General features: G+C 65.6%; 9 protein-coding genes. 2 read left to right on the forward strand and 7 right to left on the reverse strand.

Annotation, left to right across the window (positions count from 1 at the left end):
• Positions 1-240: 240 nt before the first annotated feature.
• Positions 241-3,006, forward strand: coding sequence for a TonB-dependent receptor (locus GTP77_RS17075; protein WP_161073352.1), 2,766 nt, complete (start codon positions 241-243; stop codon positions 3,004-3,006).
• 172 nt (positions 3,007-3,178) lie between these two features.
• Here the strand turns inward: GTP77_RS17075 and GTP77_RS17080 are convergent, their stop codons facing one another.
• The 7 genes from GTP77_RS17080 to GTP77_RS17110 all read right to left on the reverse strand — a co-directional run bounded on the left by GTP77_RS17080 (position 3,179) and on the right by GTP77_RS17110 (position 14,018).
• The gene (locus tag GTP77_RS17080) at positions 3,179-5,026 is read right to left on the reverse strand and encodes a M2 family metallopeptidase (RefSeq protein WP_228893646.1); all 1,848 of its coding nucleotides are present in this window, start codon (positions 5,024-5,026) and stop codon (positions 3,179-3,181) included.
• A gap of 28 nt (positions 5,027-5,054) precedes the next feature.
• Positions 5,055-5,420, reverse strand: coding sequence for a DUF3325 domain-containing protein (locus tag GTP77_RS17085; RefSeq protein ID WP_161073353.1), 366 nt, complete (start codon positions 5,418-5,420; stop codon positions 5,055-5,057).
• The gene (locus GTP77_RS17090) at positions 5,417-7,039 is read right to left on the reverse strand and encodes a PepSY-associated TM helix domain-containing protein (protein ID WP_161073354.1); all 1,623 of its coding nucleotides are present in this window, start codon (positions 7,037-7,039) and stop codon (positions 5,417-5,419) included. The genes GTP77_RS17085 and GTP77_RS17090 overlap by 4 nt, the downstream gene beginning before the upstream one ends.
• On the reverse strand, positions 7,036-7,344 hold the full coding sequence (locus GTP77_RS17095; protein WP_161073355.1) for a DUF3649 domain-containing protein: 309 nt from the start codon (positions 7,342-7,344) through the stop codon (positions 7,036-7,038). The genes GTP77_RS17090 and GTP77_RS17095 overlap by 4 nt, the downstream gene beginning before the upstream one ends.
• Positions 7,345-7,348: 4 nt before the next feature.
• Positions 7,349-9,511, reverse strand: a complete 2,163-nt coding sequence (locus tag GTP77_RS17100) for a TonB-dependent siderophore receptor (protein WP_228893644.1) — start codon at positions 9,509-9,511, stop codon at positions 7,349-7,351.
• A 109-nt stretch (positions 9,512-9,620) separates the two neighbouring features.
• Positions 9,621-11,438: a monovalent cation:proton antiporter-2 (CPA2) family protein gene (locus tag GTP77_RS17105; protein WP_161073356.1), complete on the reverse strand. Its 1,818-nt coding sequence runs from the start codon at positions 11,436-11,438 to the stop codon at positions 9,621-9,623.
• A 177-nt stretch (positions 11,439-11,615) separates the two neighbouring features.
• The gene (locus GTP77_RS17110) at positions 11,616-14,018 is read right to left on the reverse strand and encodes a TIM-barrel domain-containing protein (RefSeq protein ID WP_161073357.1); all 2,403 of its coding nucleotides are present in this window, start codon (positions 14,016-14,018) and stop codon (positions 11,616-11,618) included.
• Between the two features lie 185 nt (positions 14,019-14,203).
• On the opposite strand from GTP77_RS17110, the gene GTP77_RS17115 reads away from it, so the two are divergent.
• Positions 14,204-15,556: an MFS transporter gene (locus GTP77_RS17115; RefSeq protein ID WP_161073358.1), complete on the forward strand. Its 1,353-nt coding sequence runs from the start codon at positions 14,204-14,206 to the stop codon at positions 15,554-15,556.
• The last annotated feature ends 96 nt before the right edge of the window (positions 15,557-15,652 follow it).

Here is a 15,652-nt window from a genome sequence, read left to right on the forward strand (position 1 = left end):
ACTACAGCCCCTCATGGAAGGGCATGTAGCTGAAATACAACGAGGACAGCATCTTCATAGGCAGGACAAGGGAGCAAATGCGTGATATTGCGTAGCCCGGATGAACTTTAATTGACTCCCTATCTAGTTTTAGTACAAAATTCCACATAGAACGTCTTGAGAGCGTTTGCTTTGCTGGCTCCCGTGTAGTCGAAAAACAGCCTGCGGGACTTTTGATCTGTCTAAAGAGGGGACATCCTTATGAAGAATTTCGCATCTGAGCGCTCGCAGCGCGCAGCCGTGCAACTGAGCCTGCAGCTGAGCCCTGTGGCCGCGGCATGCGCCTTGTTCGTTTCGGCACTGGCCGGTTCGGCCCACGCCCAAGTGGCAACCAGCGGCGCCGCCGCAGAAGCACCGATGGCTTCGGTCACCGTATCGGGCATCCGCCGCGGTATTGAAGATGCGATCTCGGTCAAAAAAGACGCTTCCTCCATCGTGGAAGCCATTTCGGCGGAAGACATCGGCAAGCTGCCTGACGTGTCCATCGCTGAATCGATCGCCCGCCTGCCGGGTCTGGCTGCGCAGCGCGTGGCCGGCCGTGCCCAGGTGATTTCCGTGCGTGGCCTGTCCCCCGACTTCTCCACCACGCTGCTGAACGGCCGCGAGCAAGTGTCCACCGGCGACAACCGCTCCGTCGAGTTCGACCAGTACCCGTCCGAGCTGCTGAGCGGCGTGACCATCTACAAGACCCCGGACGCCGGTCTGGTAGGCCAGGGCCTGTCCGGCACCATCGACATGCAGACCGTGCGTCCGCTGGCCTTCGGCAAGCGCACCGTGGCGCTGAACGCCCGTGGCGAGAAAAACTCGCTGGGTTCGATCGCCAACGCCAAGTCGACCGGCAACCGCTTCAGCGCCAGCTACATCGACCAGTTCGCCGACCGCACCATCGGTATCGCGCTGGGCTTCGCCCACCTGGAATCGCCCGTGCTGGACAACGAGACCGGCCTGTACGAGCCATGGAAGAAAGACTCCCGCCCAGGCGTGCCTGCCGGCACCTACATCATGGACGGCATCAAGGCCGTGGCCCGCAGCGGCGTGAACAAGCGCGACGGCGTGATGGGCGTGCTGCAATACCGTCCTAACAAGAACTGGACCAGCATCGTCGACGTGTACGCGTCCGAATTCCGCCGCGAAGAAACCGCCAACCAGATCGAGATCAACCTGGGCGGCTGGAACGGCAACAACACCCCGGCCTTCGGCTACAGCAACGCCAGCATCGTCGGCGGCGCCCTGGCCAGCGCCACCGCCAACGGCGTGTACCCGCTGGTGCGCGGCATGTACAACGACCGCAAGGACAAGATCCACGCCATCGGCTGGAGCAACACCCTGAAGCTGGACGACTGGACCCTGTTCGCCGACCTGAACTACTCCAAAGCCAAGCGCAATGAGCTGAGCCTGGAAAACAATGCGCAGCTGGGCAACGGCCGCGGCACCAACGACGGCGCGGGCAATGCCTACCTGGATTCGGCCAAGCTGACCTTCAACACCGGCACCTACTCGACCATCGGCCTGGGCCGCAACTACAGCAATCCGGCCACGCTGTTCATCGGCCCGACCATCTACGGTTCCGGCTACGGCAAGACGCCGCGCGTGGAAGACGAGCTGACCGGCTTCAAGTTGGTGGCCAGCGCGCCGGTGCCGACCATGCTGGAGAAATTCGTTTCCGGCATCGACGCGGGCATCAACTACACCGACCGCAGCAAGAAGAAGCGCCAGCCTGAAGGCAACATCAACCTGAACGGCACCAACCCGGTCAGCCTGAACACCGACTTCCTGTACGGCGCGGCAGACCTGGGCTTCGCCGGCGCGGGCATGATCCCGACCTGGAACGTGCCGGCCATGGTGGCCAAGTACATGACCTTCAAGCCGACCGATACCGAGAGCTACCTGATCTCCAAGGGCTGGGACGTGAATGAGAAGATCACCACCACCTTCGTCAAGGCCAACCTCGAGGCGGACCTGGGCAACGTCACCATGCGCGGCAACGTGGGCATCCAGGCGCAGCACACCGACCAGTCGTCGGACTCGAACTACTACGACGGCACCGCGCCGGTGGGCCAGCAAGTCAAGCCTGTGCATGACGGCAAGAAGTACACCGACTACCTGCCAAGCATGAACCTGGCGTTCGCGTTTGAAGGCCAGCAGACCCTGCGCCTGGCGGCAGCCAAGCAGATCGCTCGTCCACGCGTGGACCAGCTGCGCTCCGCGCTGGACTTCGGCGTGTCCGACACCACCTTCAAACCGGGCGGCAGCGGCGGCAACGCCAAGCTGGACCCATGGCGCGCCAACGCCTTCGACATGTCGTACGAGAAGTACTTCGACAAGAAGGCCTACTTCGCCGTGGCCGCGTTCTACAAGAAGCTGAACACCTACATCTTCACCCAGACCAAGGACTACGACTTCTCGAAGTTCATTCCTGGCACCAAGGCGCGCCAGGCGATCGGCGACTACTCGGCGCCGTACAACGGCACCGGCGGCTCGCTGAAGGGCGCGGAACTGTCGGCATCGCTGCCGCTGAACCTGGTGACCAAGACGCTGGACGGCTTCGGCGTACAAGCCAGCCACACCTACAGCGACAGCTCGATCACGATCGAAGATCCTAGCGGCAGCATCGGCTCCAAGATCCCGCTGCCAGGCCTGTCGAAGCACACCACCAACCTGACGGTGTACTACGAAAAGAACGGCTTCGAGACCCGCATCAACCAGCGCAAGCGTTCGGACTTCGTGGGTGAGATCGGCAACTTCTCGAACGACCGCGCTCTGCGTTATGTAGTCGGCGAGAACATCATCGACTTCCAGGTTGGCTACACCTTCGGCGAAGGTACGCTGAAGGGCCTGGGCCTGGTCGCCCAGGTGAACAACCTGCGCAACGCCGCGTATGAAACCTACACCGGCACCCGCAACCAGCAGCTGGAATACCAGAAATACGGCCGCACCATCCTGGTGGGCGCGAACTACAAGTTCTAAGCCTGTTTAGCTGGACGTAAAAAAACCCGCCATGCACCGCATGGCGGGTTTTTTTTTTGTGCTGTGGTGTGGCGGGTTACGCGCTTTGCGCTAACCCGCCCTACGGTTTCCGGGCTAGGTACGTAGGGCGGGTTAGCGCCGCGAGGCGCGTAACCCGCCATGCCGGCGCCGCTTACTTCTTGGCCGCTTCGGCTGCCGCCAGCTGGCGGTTCTGGTCGTCGAGCCAGGTTTTCAGCGGGGCGAAGTAGTCGAGCAGGGCGGAGCCGTCGATGCGGTCTTCGCCGGTGGCCGCTTTCAGCGCTTCAGGCCACGGCTTGCTCGCGCCCATGGCCAGCATCTGCTGCAGCTTGGCGCCCGCTTTCTGGTTGCCGTACACCGAGCAGCGGTGCAGCGGACCGGTGTAGCCGGCTTCGCGGCACAGCGCGCGGTGGAACTGGAACTGCAGCATGTGCGCCAGGAAGTAGCGCGCGTAGGGCACGTCGGCCGCAACGTGGTACTTGGCGCCGGCGTCGAAGCCGCCCGCCGCGATCGGCGCCGGACGGCTCACGCCCATGTACTGCTCGCGCAGCTGCCACCAGGTCTTGTCGTAGTCGGCCGGCTGGGTCTTGCCGGCGTAGACGTCCCAGCGCCATTTGTCGACCGAGTAGGCGAACGGCAGGAAGGCCACCTTGGCCAGCGCGCGCTGCAGCAGCTCGCCGATGTCGGCGTTGGCTTCCGGCTCCTGGTCCATCAGGCCGACTTTCTTCAGGTAGTCCGGCGTGATCGACAGCGCCACGGTGTCGCCGATGGCTTCGTGGAAGCCGTCGTTGGCGCCGCCCTGGAACAGGAAGGACTGCTTGTTGTAGGCCAGGTCGTAGTAGATGTGGCCCAGCTCGTGGTGGATCACCTTGAACTCTTCGTCGGTCGGGCGGATGCACATCTTGATGCGTACGTCTTCCTTGCCGTCCATGGTCCAGGCGGAGGCGTGGCACACCACGTCGCGGTCGCGCGGCTTGGTCAGCAGGGAGCGCTGCCAGAAGGACTCGGGCAGCTTCTGCATGCCGAGCGAGGTGTAGAAACGCTCGGCGTATTGCGTCATCTGCTTGGCGTCGGTCTTGCGCTCTTCCAGTACCTTGGTCAGATCGAAGCTGCTGGCGTTGCTGGCGGGTTTCAGCAGCGGATAGATGTTCTCCCAGCTCTGGCTCCACATATTGCCGAACAGGTGGGCCGGGATAGGGCCGCTGGCGGGCACCACATCCGGGCCGTAGGCGGCGCGCAGCTTGTAGCGCGTGTAGGTGTGCAGCGAGTCGTACAGCGGCTTGACCTGCTGCCACATGCGCTCCATCTCGGCCGAGAAGGCTTCCGGCGGCATGTCGTACTGCGAGCGCCACAGGGCGCCGGTGTCGGCGAAGCCCATTTCGCGCGCGCCCTTGTTGGACAGGGTCACGTAGTCGGTGTACATCTGCTTGTACGACGGCGACTGCGCGTGCCAGCCCAGCCATACTTCCTTCAGCTTGGCCGGATCGCGGCTGGTGGCCAGCGTCTTTTCCAGCTCGCCCAGCGGCAGGCATTCCTGGCCGCCGGTGGGGCAGTATTTGGCTTTGCCGTAGGCGCCGTTCAGCGCGGCGTTCTTGGCGGCGTAGGCTTCGCGCTCTTTCGGATCGGACAGCATCAGGGTCAGCTGCAGCAGCTTGAGCTTGCGCGCGTAATCTTCCTTGAGTTTCAGACCGTTGTAGCGGCGCGCGCCCAGGGCGGCTTCGCCTGCGGCGCTCAGCTGGCGTTCGCCGAAGTAGGTGGCCAGCGCTTCGGTGTCGTCGGTGATGAAGTTCTGCGCGACCCATTGGGCGCGGGCGCCGTCCAGGTTCAGCTTTTCCAGCTTGGCTTCGGTATCGTTCAGGAAGCGTTCGGCTTCGGCGACGGTGGGCTTGCTTGGCGTGCTTTTGGCAGGCGCTTTTGCACCCTCGGCGTGGGCGGGCTGGAACGCGCAAGCGGCCAGCATCACGGCGGCGGGGATGGCTTTCAGATACAGCGGTTTTGGCACTGCAGTCTCCTTCTGGTTGGTGAGCTGGCTAATATACACCTGCCAGCAGATAGGAGACAGACCCGCAGGCATAGGCTGCCACGCCGAGCAGGGCGGCCGCGCGCGTGGCGTAGGAAAGCAGCAACACCAGCAGCAGGCAGGCGCCGGTCAGCGCTCCCACCCAAAGCAGGAAGCCGTGCGTGCCGCCCATGGCGTGGACAGCGGCAGACAGGGCCAGCGCCAGTGCGGCCGCGCCGCCCAGTTGCAGCCGGCGGCGCAGCGCCGGCGCCGGTTCGGCGCCGCGTCCGCGCAGGTCGGCGTAATGGCGGTCCATCGCCATGCTCAGTGCGAACATGCCTCCGTAGCTGAGCGTGAACAGCGCGAGCTGGTGGAGGTCGATGTGCAGGGCGCTCATGTGGTCTCCGGCATAGGCGCGGGGGCATAGTCGCGCGCAGCGGCGGAGGGGCGCGGCGCGGCCACGGCGTCCTTGGCGCGGCGGCCGAGGCGGTGGGCGGCGCAGGCCAGCAGGAGGCCGAGCGCGAACACGGTCAGGTCGAAACCGGCGACGGCGGCAGGGCCACGGCTTTGCAGCAGCGTCACGCCCAGGTGAGAACTGGTGGTGAACACATTGAGCACCGGTATGCCCATCAGCAGCAGCGCGCCGGCGCCGAGCTGGAGGCGCCACATCAGCCGGTCCGGGCGGATTTGCGCCAGCACCATGGCCGCTCCCCAGGCAATGAAGAACCACGCGATCTCGGTTTCCGGCCGCTCCGCTATGCCGACCGGCACCAGCCGGTTGGCCCAGAAGTAAGCGCCGTAGGCGATCGGCAGGCCTGCGATGGCGCCCAGGTTGAGCGCCTCCACCAGCCGCGTGCCGAAGCCCACTTTGCCGCCGGCCTTGAGCGCCTTGGCCTGCCGCTGCCGGCTCTTGACCGCCCACAGCAGCGCGCCGGTGGCCACCATCGCGCATCCCGCCAGGCCGGAGAGGAAGAAGAAGCCGCGCATGAGCGGACCGGCGAAGCGCGCGATATGCAGCCCGTACATCACGCCGTGCGTGGCCGCCGCGCCGCTGGGCGCATCGCCCGCCTGCGCCAGCAGCGCGCCGCTGGCGCCGTCGAACTGCATGGCGGGCTGCTTGTTCGACAGTTCGCGCCCGGCCGCGCGCGTGACCGAGATGCGCGCATTGGCGTCGTTCGGATTGGCCACGCTGAAGCCGCCCGCCGCGCGTCCGCCCCAGTGCCGCTCCGCCTCTTCAATGATGGGACGTATCGCCGCCAGCGGCGCCGCCACGCCCGCAGGCTTGGCCGGCGCGCCGGCGCTGGGGAAAACCTCGGCATTCATGGCTTCGCGGTCGCCACGGTAGGCCACTTGCGTGGCGGCCGGCATATACAGGAACATCAAGGTCACCAGGCCGGTGTAGGTGATCATCAGGTGATAGGGCAGGGCCAGCACTGCGGTGACATTGTGCGCATCCAGCCAGGAACGCTGGCCCTTGTTGCCCCGGAAGGTAAAGAAGTCCTTGAAGATGCGCTTGTGCGTAATCACGCCGCTCACGATGGAGACCAGCATGAACATGGCGCAGAAGCCCACGATCCAGCGTGCCCACAGCGGCGGCATGTAGTGCAGGTCGAAATGCAGGCGGTAGATGAATTCGCCGCCGCGCGTCTCGCGCGGGTCTTTCAGCTCCACGCCGCTGGCCGGGTCAATCAGGGCGGACTTCAGGCCGCGCTTGCTCTTGTCCGGATCGGAATAGGCGATGCGCACGGCTGGCGTGCGTTCGGTGGGCAGCGTGACGAACCAGCGCTTGGCGTCCGGCGCGCGCTCCTGCAAGGCCTGCACCGCCATGCTGGCCGCGCTGGCAGTGGCCACGCCGCGCACGTGCACGGCGTGCAGTTCGGGCTTCATCCACAGGCTGATCTCGTCGCGGAAATAGCTGGCGGTGCCGGCGCTGAAGACCAGGAACAAGATCCAGCAGACCAGCAGGCCTGACCAGGTGTGCAGCCAGGCCATCGCCTGGCGGAAGCCGTCTTTCATGGGAACCTCAGGAGGACGTAAGCGGCGCAGGCCAGCGCCGCAGCGGGCAGCATGAGGCCCAGCCAGGCGCGCGCCGCGCTGCGGGCCGCAAACACCCACAGCACCGCGCATACGTAGATGGCGAAGGACAGCAGCGTGGCGGCCATGACGGCGTCGGCACGGCCGAAGGAAAACATGGGCAGCAGCAGCGCCAGGAAGGCGGTGGCTGCCGCCGACAGTGCGTAGCCGCCGGCGATGGCGGCCACGGCGCGCGCGGCCACGCCGAGCCGGTAGGCCAGCGGTGCGGTGAGTATGGGCGCGCGCATGGCTTTACCAGGCGTAGCGCGCGGTCAGTGCGGCGGTGCGGCGCTGGCCGTAGAAGCAGTCGCCGCGCGCCAGGCAGGTGGTGATTTGCACCTTGTCCGCCAGGTTGGTGACGTTGAGGGCGAAGCGCCACGGTCCGCTGCTGTAGGCCAGCATGGCGTCCAGCAGGGTGGCGCCCGGCGTTTCCAGCGCGTCCAGCCCGTCCCACGAGGACGACAGGTGGCGCACGCCGCCGCCCGCGCTGAAGCCGTTGCGGCCGGCGATGGCGAAGCGGTGCGTCAGCCAGGCGGAGACATTGTGTTCGGGGACGCCGCTCAGGCGCTTGCCCTGGTCGGCGCCGTTGCTGCGGGCGACCTTCGCGTCGGTGTAGGCGTAGCCTGCGGTCCAGCTCCAGTTGCGTCCCAGGCTGCCGCCGCTTTCCAGTTCCAGGCCCTGCACCTGCACTTCGCCGATCTGGATGCTGTTCAGCGGATTGGCCGGGTCGGTGGTCTTGCGGTTGGTGTCGCGCAGGTCGTACACGGCCAGCGTGGTGTTGAAGTCGCCGTTCTGCGGCTGCCACTTCACGCCCGCCTCCCACTGTTTGCCGCGCTGCGGCGCGAAGGCCTTGCCGTTCAGGTCCACGCCGCCCAGCGGCAGGAAGGACTCCGAGTAGCTCACATACGGCGCCCAGCCCTGGTCGGACAGGTAGAGCAGGCCGACGCGCTTGGTGGTGGCCTTGTCGTCGGTGCGGCTGGCGGCGCGGCCTTCGATGTCGTTTTCGGCGGCGTCGCGGCGCAGGCCGAGCAGCGCGGTCCAGTTGGGCGTGAACTTGAGCTGGTCCTGCAGGTACAGGCCTTTCTGGTGCAGATTGGTGGTGGGCAGATGGGCCAGCGAGGCGGGCGCCTTGTAGCTGCCGTACACCGGGGCATACACGTCCAGCGGTGCGGCGGTGCCGGTGCCGCGTGCCTGGCGCGTTTCCACGCGCTGCAGGTCGAAGCCGGCCAGCACCGTGTGCTGGATGGCGCCGGTGGCGAACTGCGCTTCCAGCTGGGTGTCGGCCAGCAGCGTGTCGAGTTCATTGAACTGCTGGATGAGGTCGCGGTTGATGGTGCGCTGGTCGGCATTGAAGACGGGGCGCGCGGGACGGCCGGTGGCCGGCACGGCGGTGAAACTGGTATAGGCGCTGCGGTAGTCCACTTCGCTGTTCGACTTGCGCACCGTCTGGCGGAGCTGGATGCCGTTCCGGAAGCGGTGGCTGACGATGTAACCCAGATTGGTCTGCTCGGTGTTGTAGGCGTCCCAGCCCGGTTCACCGGTGAAGGTGCTGGTGTCGATGCGGCCGAACTTGGACGGCAGCAGCGTGCCCTGCCACGGGAAGAAGCCTATCATCGAGCCGCTCTTGTCCTCCTGGCGCAGCGCCATCAGCGTGAGCGAAGTGTCGCCGTTGGGCGACCAGGTCAGCGAGGGCGCGAACACGCGGCGGTCGTCCGCCACATGGTGCACTTGCGTACCGCTGTCGCGCGCAATGGCCACCACGCGCGCCGCCCAGTGGCCTTGCTCGTCCAGCACCTGGTTGATGTCGGCCGAGATCTGCTTGCGGTCATGGCTGCCCACCTGCAGCTGCACTTCGCGCTGGTTGCTAGACACCGGGCGCTTCGAAACTAGGTTGACCACGCCGCCTATGCCGCCCTGGCCGTACAGCACGGAGGAGGGGCCGCGCAGCACTTCCACGCGCTCCAGCGTGTACGGGTCGGGACGGGTGGTGTTGTAGGAGCCGAAGTTCATCTGCACGCCGTCCTGCAGCAGGGCGGGGTTGCCGCCGCGCGAGCTGATGGAGTCCACGCGGCTGTCGAAATAGGCCGAGACCAGGCCGGCGCTGTAGTTCACGGTCTGGCGCAGCGTTTGCGCACCCTGTTCCTCGAAGCGCTCGCGCAGGATCACGGAGATGGACTGCGGCGTTTCGATCAGCGGGGTGTCGGTCTTGGTGCCCACGCCGCCGCGCCGGGCCGCGTAGTTGTCGTCCTCCTTCTTGCCGTCGACGGTGACCACCGCCATCACGGCGGGCGCGGCTTCCGGGCTGTCAGCCGGATTGTCGTTGGCGAAGGCGAGGGGCGCGCCGCCGCCGAGGGTGGCGAACAGCAGGGCCGAGCGTACGGCGGCGCTCAGTGGTGAAAGGGGAAAACGAGGCATCGGACCATCCTTGCAGGGTTGGATGGCTGGCGAAGCGCTGGCTGATTTAAATGAGAATGATTCTCATTATATTGCTAACTACGAAATCATGCAAGTTGCAGATGCTGGATCAACGCGCGGGCTCCGGCGGGGTTTCCTCCAGATCGGCCGCCAGCAGCTGGTTCATGCGGTCGCTGGTTTCGCGCAAGGCCACGGCGAACTTCTCCTCGTCGCCCCACACCTTGGCCAGCGCCGCCACCATGTCCTCGTCGTGGCGGCGGAAGCTGGCGCTGGCCTTGGCCGCCGCTTCCGGCGCCAGGCCCAGCGCGCGCAAGGCTTTCTCGCCAATGGCCAGGCCGCCCTCGAAGGTTTCGCGTTCGACGACGTGGGCGCCCCGGTCCAGCAGGCGGTAGGCGTGGCGGCGGTCGTAGGCGCGCGCCAGGATGGTGAGGTTGGGGAAGTACTGCTTGGCGATTTCCACCAGCGCCTCGGCCTGGTCGCGGTCGTCGATGGCCACGATCAGCAACTTGGCCTGGGCCGCGCCGGCGGCGCGCAGCAGGTCGAGCCGGGTGGCGTCGCCGTAGTAGACGCGGCGGCCGAAGCGGCGCACCAGCTCCACCTGCTCGGCGCTGGCGTCCAGCGTGGAGATGTTGAATTTGTTGACCATCAGCAGACGCGCGGCGATCTGGCCGAAGCGGCCGAAGCCTGCCACGATCACGTCCGGCTCGTGCTCCAGCGCGCCCGCTTCCGGCTCCGGCTTGCTGGAGAAGCCCGGGCCGGCCAGGCGTTCATACAGGATCAGCGCGAAGGGCGTGAGCGCCATCGAGATGGCGACGGCGGCCACCGACAGCGACGAAACGTCGGCGGCGATGACCCCGGCGGCCGAGGCGAGGCCCAGCAGCACAAAGGCGAACTCGCCGCCCTGGCTGAGCGCCGCGCCGGTTTGCGCCGCCGTGCGCGAGGGGATGCCGAACACGCGCATGATGCCGTAGACGATGGCGGTCTTCACCGTCATCAGACCGAACACCATGGCCGCCAGCAGGCCGAGGTGCTGTGCCGCCAGCGCCAGGTTGACGCTGGCGCCCACCGACATGAAGAACAGGCCAAGCAGCAGGCCCCGGAACGGCTCGATGTCGCCCTCCAGCTCGCGGCGGAATTCGCTGTCGGCCAGCACCACGCCGGCCAGGAAGGCACCCAGCGCGGCGGACAGGCCCACAGCCTGCATCAGCAGCGACACGCCCACCACCAGCAGCAGCGCGGCGGCGGTGAAGATTTCGCGCGAGCGTATCTTGGCGATGTAGCGCAGCGCGGGCCGCATCAGGAAGCGGCCAACGACGATGACGATCACCACCGCGCCGATCACGGCGGCGGCATGCACCCAGGCCGGATAGCCTTTCAGCAGGCCGGTTTCGGCGGCGTTGCTCACGTTGTCGTCGGCCAGCAGCGGCAGCGCTGCGATCATGGGAATGGTGGCCACGTCCTGGAACAGCAGGATGCCCTGCGCGGCCTGGCCGGTGGGCGTTTTGCGCAGCCCTTTTTCTTCCAGCGACTGCAGCACCACGGCGGTGGACGAAAGGGACAGGATGAAGCCCAGTGCCACGGCGGCTTGCCAGTCCAGGCCGAAAGCGACGCCGATGGCGGCCAGCGCCAGGCCGCTGAGCAGCACCTGCAGGCCGCCCAGGCCGAAGAAGGCGGTGCGCATATGCCACAGCAGGGAGGGCTGCACTTCAAGGCCGATCAGGAACAGCATGATGACCACGCCGAATTCGGCGAAGTGCATCACCTCGGCCGGGTCGTGCACGAAGGCCAGCGCGGAAGGGCCGATCAGCAGGCCGGCCACCAGGTAGCCGAGCACCGAACCGAGGCCGAGCCGCTGCGCCACCGGCACCGCCAGCACGCCGGCGGCCAGGTAGACCAGGGCCATCAAGAGGAGATTGGAGCCTTCCATCGCAAATCCTTTACTGTGTGAGACAGCAGTATGCGATGGCGTGGCGGATTTTACAATTGCGCGTGAGGGGGAGGCGCGGGGTGGCGGCGGGTGTTGGCGGGCTACGCAGCGTCCATGGATATTTGCGGATCGTAGGGCGGGTTAGCGAAGCGTAACCCGCCGATCGGCCGCAGCAGCCTAGCGCAGCGAGACCGCGACGGTGCTCGCCGCGCGCGTGGTGGCGGGCACCTGCACCGTCAGCAGCTGCCGCTTGGCGTCCCAGCCAAACTTGGCACGCTTGCCTTCCAGCGTCACGCCTGCCGGCTTGGCGGCCACGTTGTGCACGGTCAGCGCCACGCTGCGCTCGTGGCGCTGATACTGCTTGCCCACTTCCGACTCCAGCGTAATCACCAGCTGCTGCGCACTGGCCGCGCTGGCGAAGCGCACGATCTCGTACTTGCCCTTGGCGTAGGCATCCGGCGTCGCGCCATCGTCGTCATACAGCTTGCCGCTGCCCGACAGCACAGCCGCGTCGTGATAGTAGTGCAGCTCCAGCTTGCGCGTGCTGTACTCGCGCGTGCTCTGCACCGGCGCCACCATCGGAATGAACGCGCCCGCGCGCACGAACACCGGAATATGATCCAGCGCGACCGGCACCACGGCGGTAATGCCGCCCGGGTAGCGGCGTCCGCTGTTAAAGTCGAACCACGCAGGGCTGGTGCCCGGCAGGTAGACTTCCTTGCGGCGCGCACCCGGCTCGGTGATCGGCGCCACCACGAACTCATGCCCCCACAAATAGGACGACACCAGGTTGCGCGCGCCTTCGTTCTGCGGCTCCTCGTACAGCATGGGGCGCATCAGCGGCAAGCCTTGCTGGCTGTTGTCGAAGCCCAGCGTGTAGTTATACGGCAGCATGCTGTAGCGCAGGCGGATGGCTTCGCGCGCCAGCGCCTTGGTGGCCTCCTCGCGGAACACCGGCTCCGACGGCACCTCCTGCTGCGCGTGCGGACGGAACACAGGCTGGAATACGCCGTACTGCAGCCAGCGCGTGTACAGCTCGTCGTCCAGGTAGGCGTTGGCGAAACCGCCCAGGTCCGAGTGCATATAACCCAGGCCCTGCATGCCCATCTGCACCGCGATCTCCGGCTGCGCCTTCAATCCGCCCCAGCTGCGGTTCACATCGCCCGACCATGGGATCAGGCCAAAGCGCTGCGAACCCGAATAGCCGGCGCGCATCAGGATGAAGGGCCGTTCGTTCGGGAAGTCCTTCTGGTAGCCCTCGGCGATCAGGCGCGCCCAGTCATGGCCGTAGGTGTTGTGCACCTGGTCCGCCGTGCCCGTGCCGTGCTGCACGGTGGATGGATGCACTTCCGGTTCGCCCAGGTCGCCCCACCAGCCGGCCACGCCGTAGTCGTTGCGCAGGCCCTTGTAGATATTCCAGAACCAGTCCTTGCCTTCCTTCTTGTAGATGTCGATCAGGCCCGTGTTCCCGAAGTAGAAGTCGTAGCGCGCCGGAGCGCCGGTTGGATCGGTGGCCAGCGCCTTGCTGTCCACGGCGTCCTGCCATTTGCTGGAGGAGGTCAGCACGAAGGGCTCGGTGATCAGCACCGTCTTCACTCCTTGCGCGGAGAAGTCCGCCACCATTTTCTTCGGCGTGGGGAAGTTGTCCTTGTCGAAGGCCAGGTTGCCCATGGTGCCTTTAATGTCCTTGCCGAACCAGTACAGGTCGAACACGATGGCGTCCAGCGGGATCTTCTCGTCGGCGAACTTCTTCACCACCGCGCGCGCTTCCTGCTCGCTGTGGTAGCCGAAGCGGCTGGCGAAATTGCCGAAGGCCCAGCGCGGAGGCAGCGGCTGGCGGCCGGTCAGACTGGTGTAGCTCCCCACCACGTCTTCCCAGCTGTCGCCTGCGATTACCTGGTAGGTCTTGCGGCCGCTGATGGTCTCGTAGGCCAGCGTGTTGTCCTTCTTGCTGTCGAAGTCCAGGTGGCCGATGGCCGCGTTGTCGAAGTGGAGCGCATACATCTTGGACGACATGGCCACCGGCAGCGTGAAGTTCAGCAGTTCCGAGCGGTCGTCGTAGCCGTAGTGCGCCTTGTTATATAAGGTGAAGCGGTTGCCGCGCCGGTTCATGCCCACCGCGCGCGCGCCGGCGCCGTACAGGGCTTCGTCCGCATCAAGCTCGAAGTCGATCACCTCGGCTCCTTCCTTTTTGGCGTAGCCGCGCTTCTCCATCACCAGCGGCTTGCCCTTGTAGGCGTAAGCGATGCGGAACGGCGCCTTGGTCAAGGTGACGCTGATGCCGCCCGCCACCGCGTATTCCAGCTTGCCGCCGTTGTCCTTCAGCGTGGCGCTGTCCTTGCCGGGCGCCAGCACCACGGCGTGCGAGGTCGGATCGTAGGCTTCTCCCTGCGGGATAAACGTGGTTTCCACGATACGCTGCGAATACGGTTTGATGAGGTATTTGCCGTCGCTGGTAGTAATCTCTAGCTGGTTGCCGTTCAGGGCTGCGCTTTGCAGCTTGCGGTCGGCGTTCTGGGCCAGCGCGAGGGGGCTGGCCAGCAGCAGGAGGGCGATCTTGGCTAAGGTAGGTGTTGTCATATAGTTTTCTGTTATTTGACTACAAAACAGTGTCTCGAAGTGGGCTGAAAGCAGGCTAACCTTCTAATTCTACTATGAGTACGTGGATTGACATCGCAATATCACCGTGTTACTTTACTACAAAGTAGCGCTACACATTCCGTCCGGCATCCAGCCAGGACCATAAAAATCGGGGACAGGCAGGTATGCAATCACCATCCATCAAGCCCAGGCTGAGTTTCTGGCAGCTCTGGAACATGAGCTTCGGCTTTTTCGGCATCCAGTTCGGCTTTGCACTGCAGAACACCAACACCAGCCGCATCTTCGCCACGCTGGGCGCCGGAGCCGACGACCTGCCGCTGTTCTGGCTGGCCGCGCCCGTCACCGGCCTGCTGGTGCAGCCGATTATCGGCTACCTGAGCGACAACACCTGGCACCCGCGCTGGGGCCGCCGCCGTCCCTTCTTCTTTGTCGGCGCCGTACTGGCTTCGCTGGCGCTGTTCCTGATGCCCAATTCCAGCGCGCTGTGGATGGCCATTGCCGTCCTGTGGCTGATGGACGCGGCCATCAACGTGTCCATGGAACCGTTCCGCGCCTTCGTCGGCGACAAGCTCGATTCCTCGCAGCAGACCACCGGCTTCGCGATGCAGACCTTCTTCATCGGCTGCGGCGCGGTGATCGCCTCGCTGCTGCCCTATCTGTTCGCGGACGTGCTGGGCGTGAGCAATGTGCCCGTCAACGGCGCCATTCCGGACAGCGTGCGCTACTCCTTCTACGCCGGCGGCGCCGCCTACTTCCTGGCCGTGATGTGGACCGTGCTGACCGCCAATGAAATCCCGCCGGAGAACCTGGAAGCCTTCCGCGCAGAGCGCAAGCCTGGCCTGAAGCACGCCATCGTTGAAATCCTGGGCGGCTTCATGAGCATGCCGAAAACCATGGTGCAGCTGGCCTTCGTGCAGTTCTTCACCTGGGTGGCGCTGTTCGCCATGTGGATCTACACCACCAACGCCGTGGCCGACAATGTGTTCGGCACCGCCGACGCGCAATCGGCCGCCTTCCAGGAAGCGGGCAACTGGGTCGGCATCATGTTCGCGGTCTACAACGGCGTGTCCGCGCTGGCCGCCTTCATCCTGCCGGTCTTCGCACGCGCAACCAGCCGCAAATTCGTTCACATGGTCTGCCTGGTCATCGGCGGCGCCAGCCTGATGAGCATCATGCTGATCCATAACCTGAACCTGTTGATGCTGCCGATGATAGGTGTGGGCATTGCGTGGGCCAGCATCCTGACCATGCCCTACGCCATCCTGGCCGGCGCGCTGCCCGCCAAGCGCATGGGCTTCTACATGGGCGTGTTCAACTTCTTCATCGTGATTCCGCAAATCCTCAGCGGACTGCTGCTGGGCTTCGTCACCAAGCACTTCTTCGCCGGCCACACGGTCAGCACGGTGGCGCTGGGTGGCGCCAGCATGGTGCTGGCGGGCGTGCTGACGCTGTTCGTGCACGAGCACGGCGCCAAGCGCGCCGCGCTGCCGGACGGCGCGGCCAAGCAAGCTTCCTGACGGCTAGCGCAGGCCAGCCGCGCGCCGTTTTGCCGCCAAACGCGGTAAAACGGCGGTTGCGCCGCCGCCTGGCGGCATCGATCACCGATCATCGAG

Origin of the sequence: Pseudoduganella aquatica (genome assembly GCF_009857595.1) — a bacterium.
Classification (GTDB): domain Bacteria; phylum Pseudomonadota; class Gammaproteobacteria; order Burkholderiales; family Burkholderiaceae_D; genus Rugamonas; species Rugamonas aquatica_A.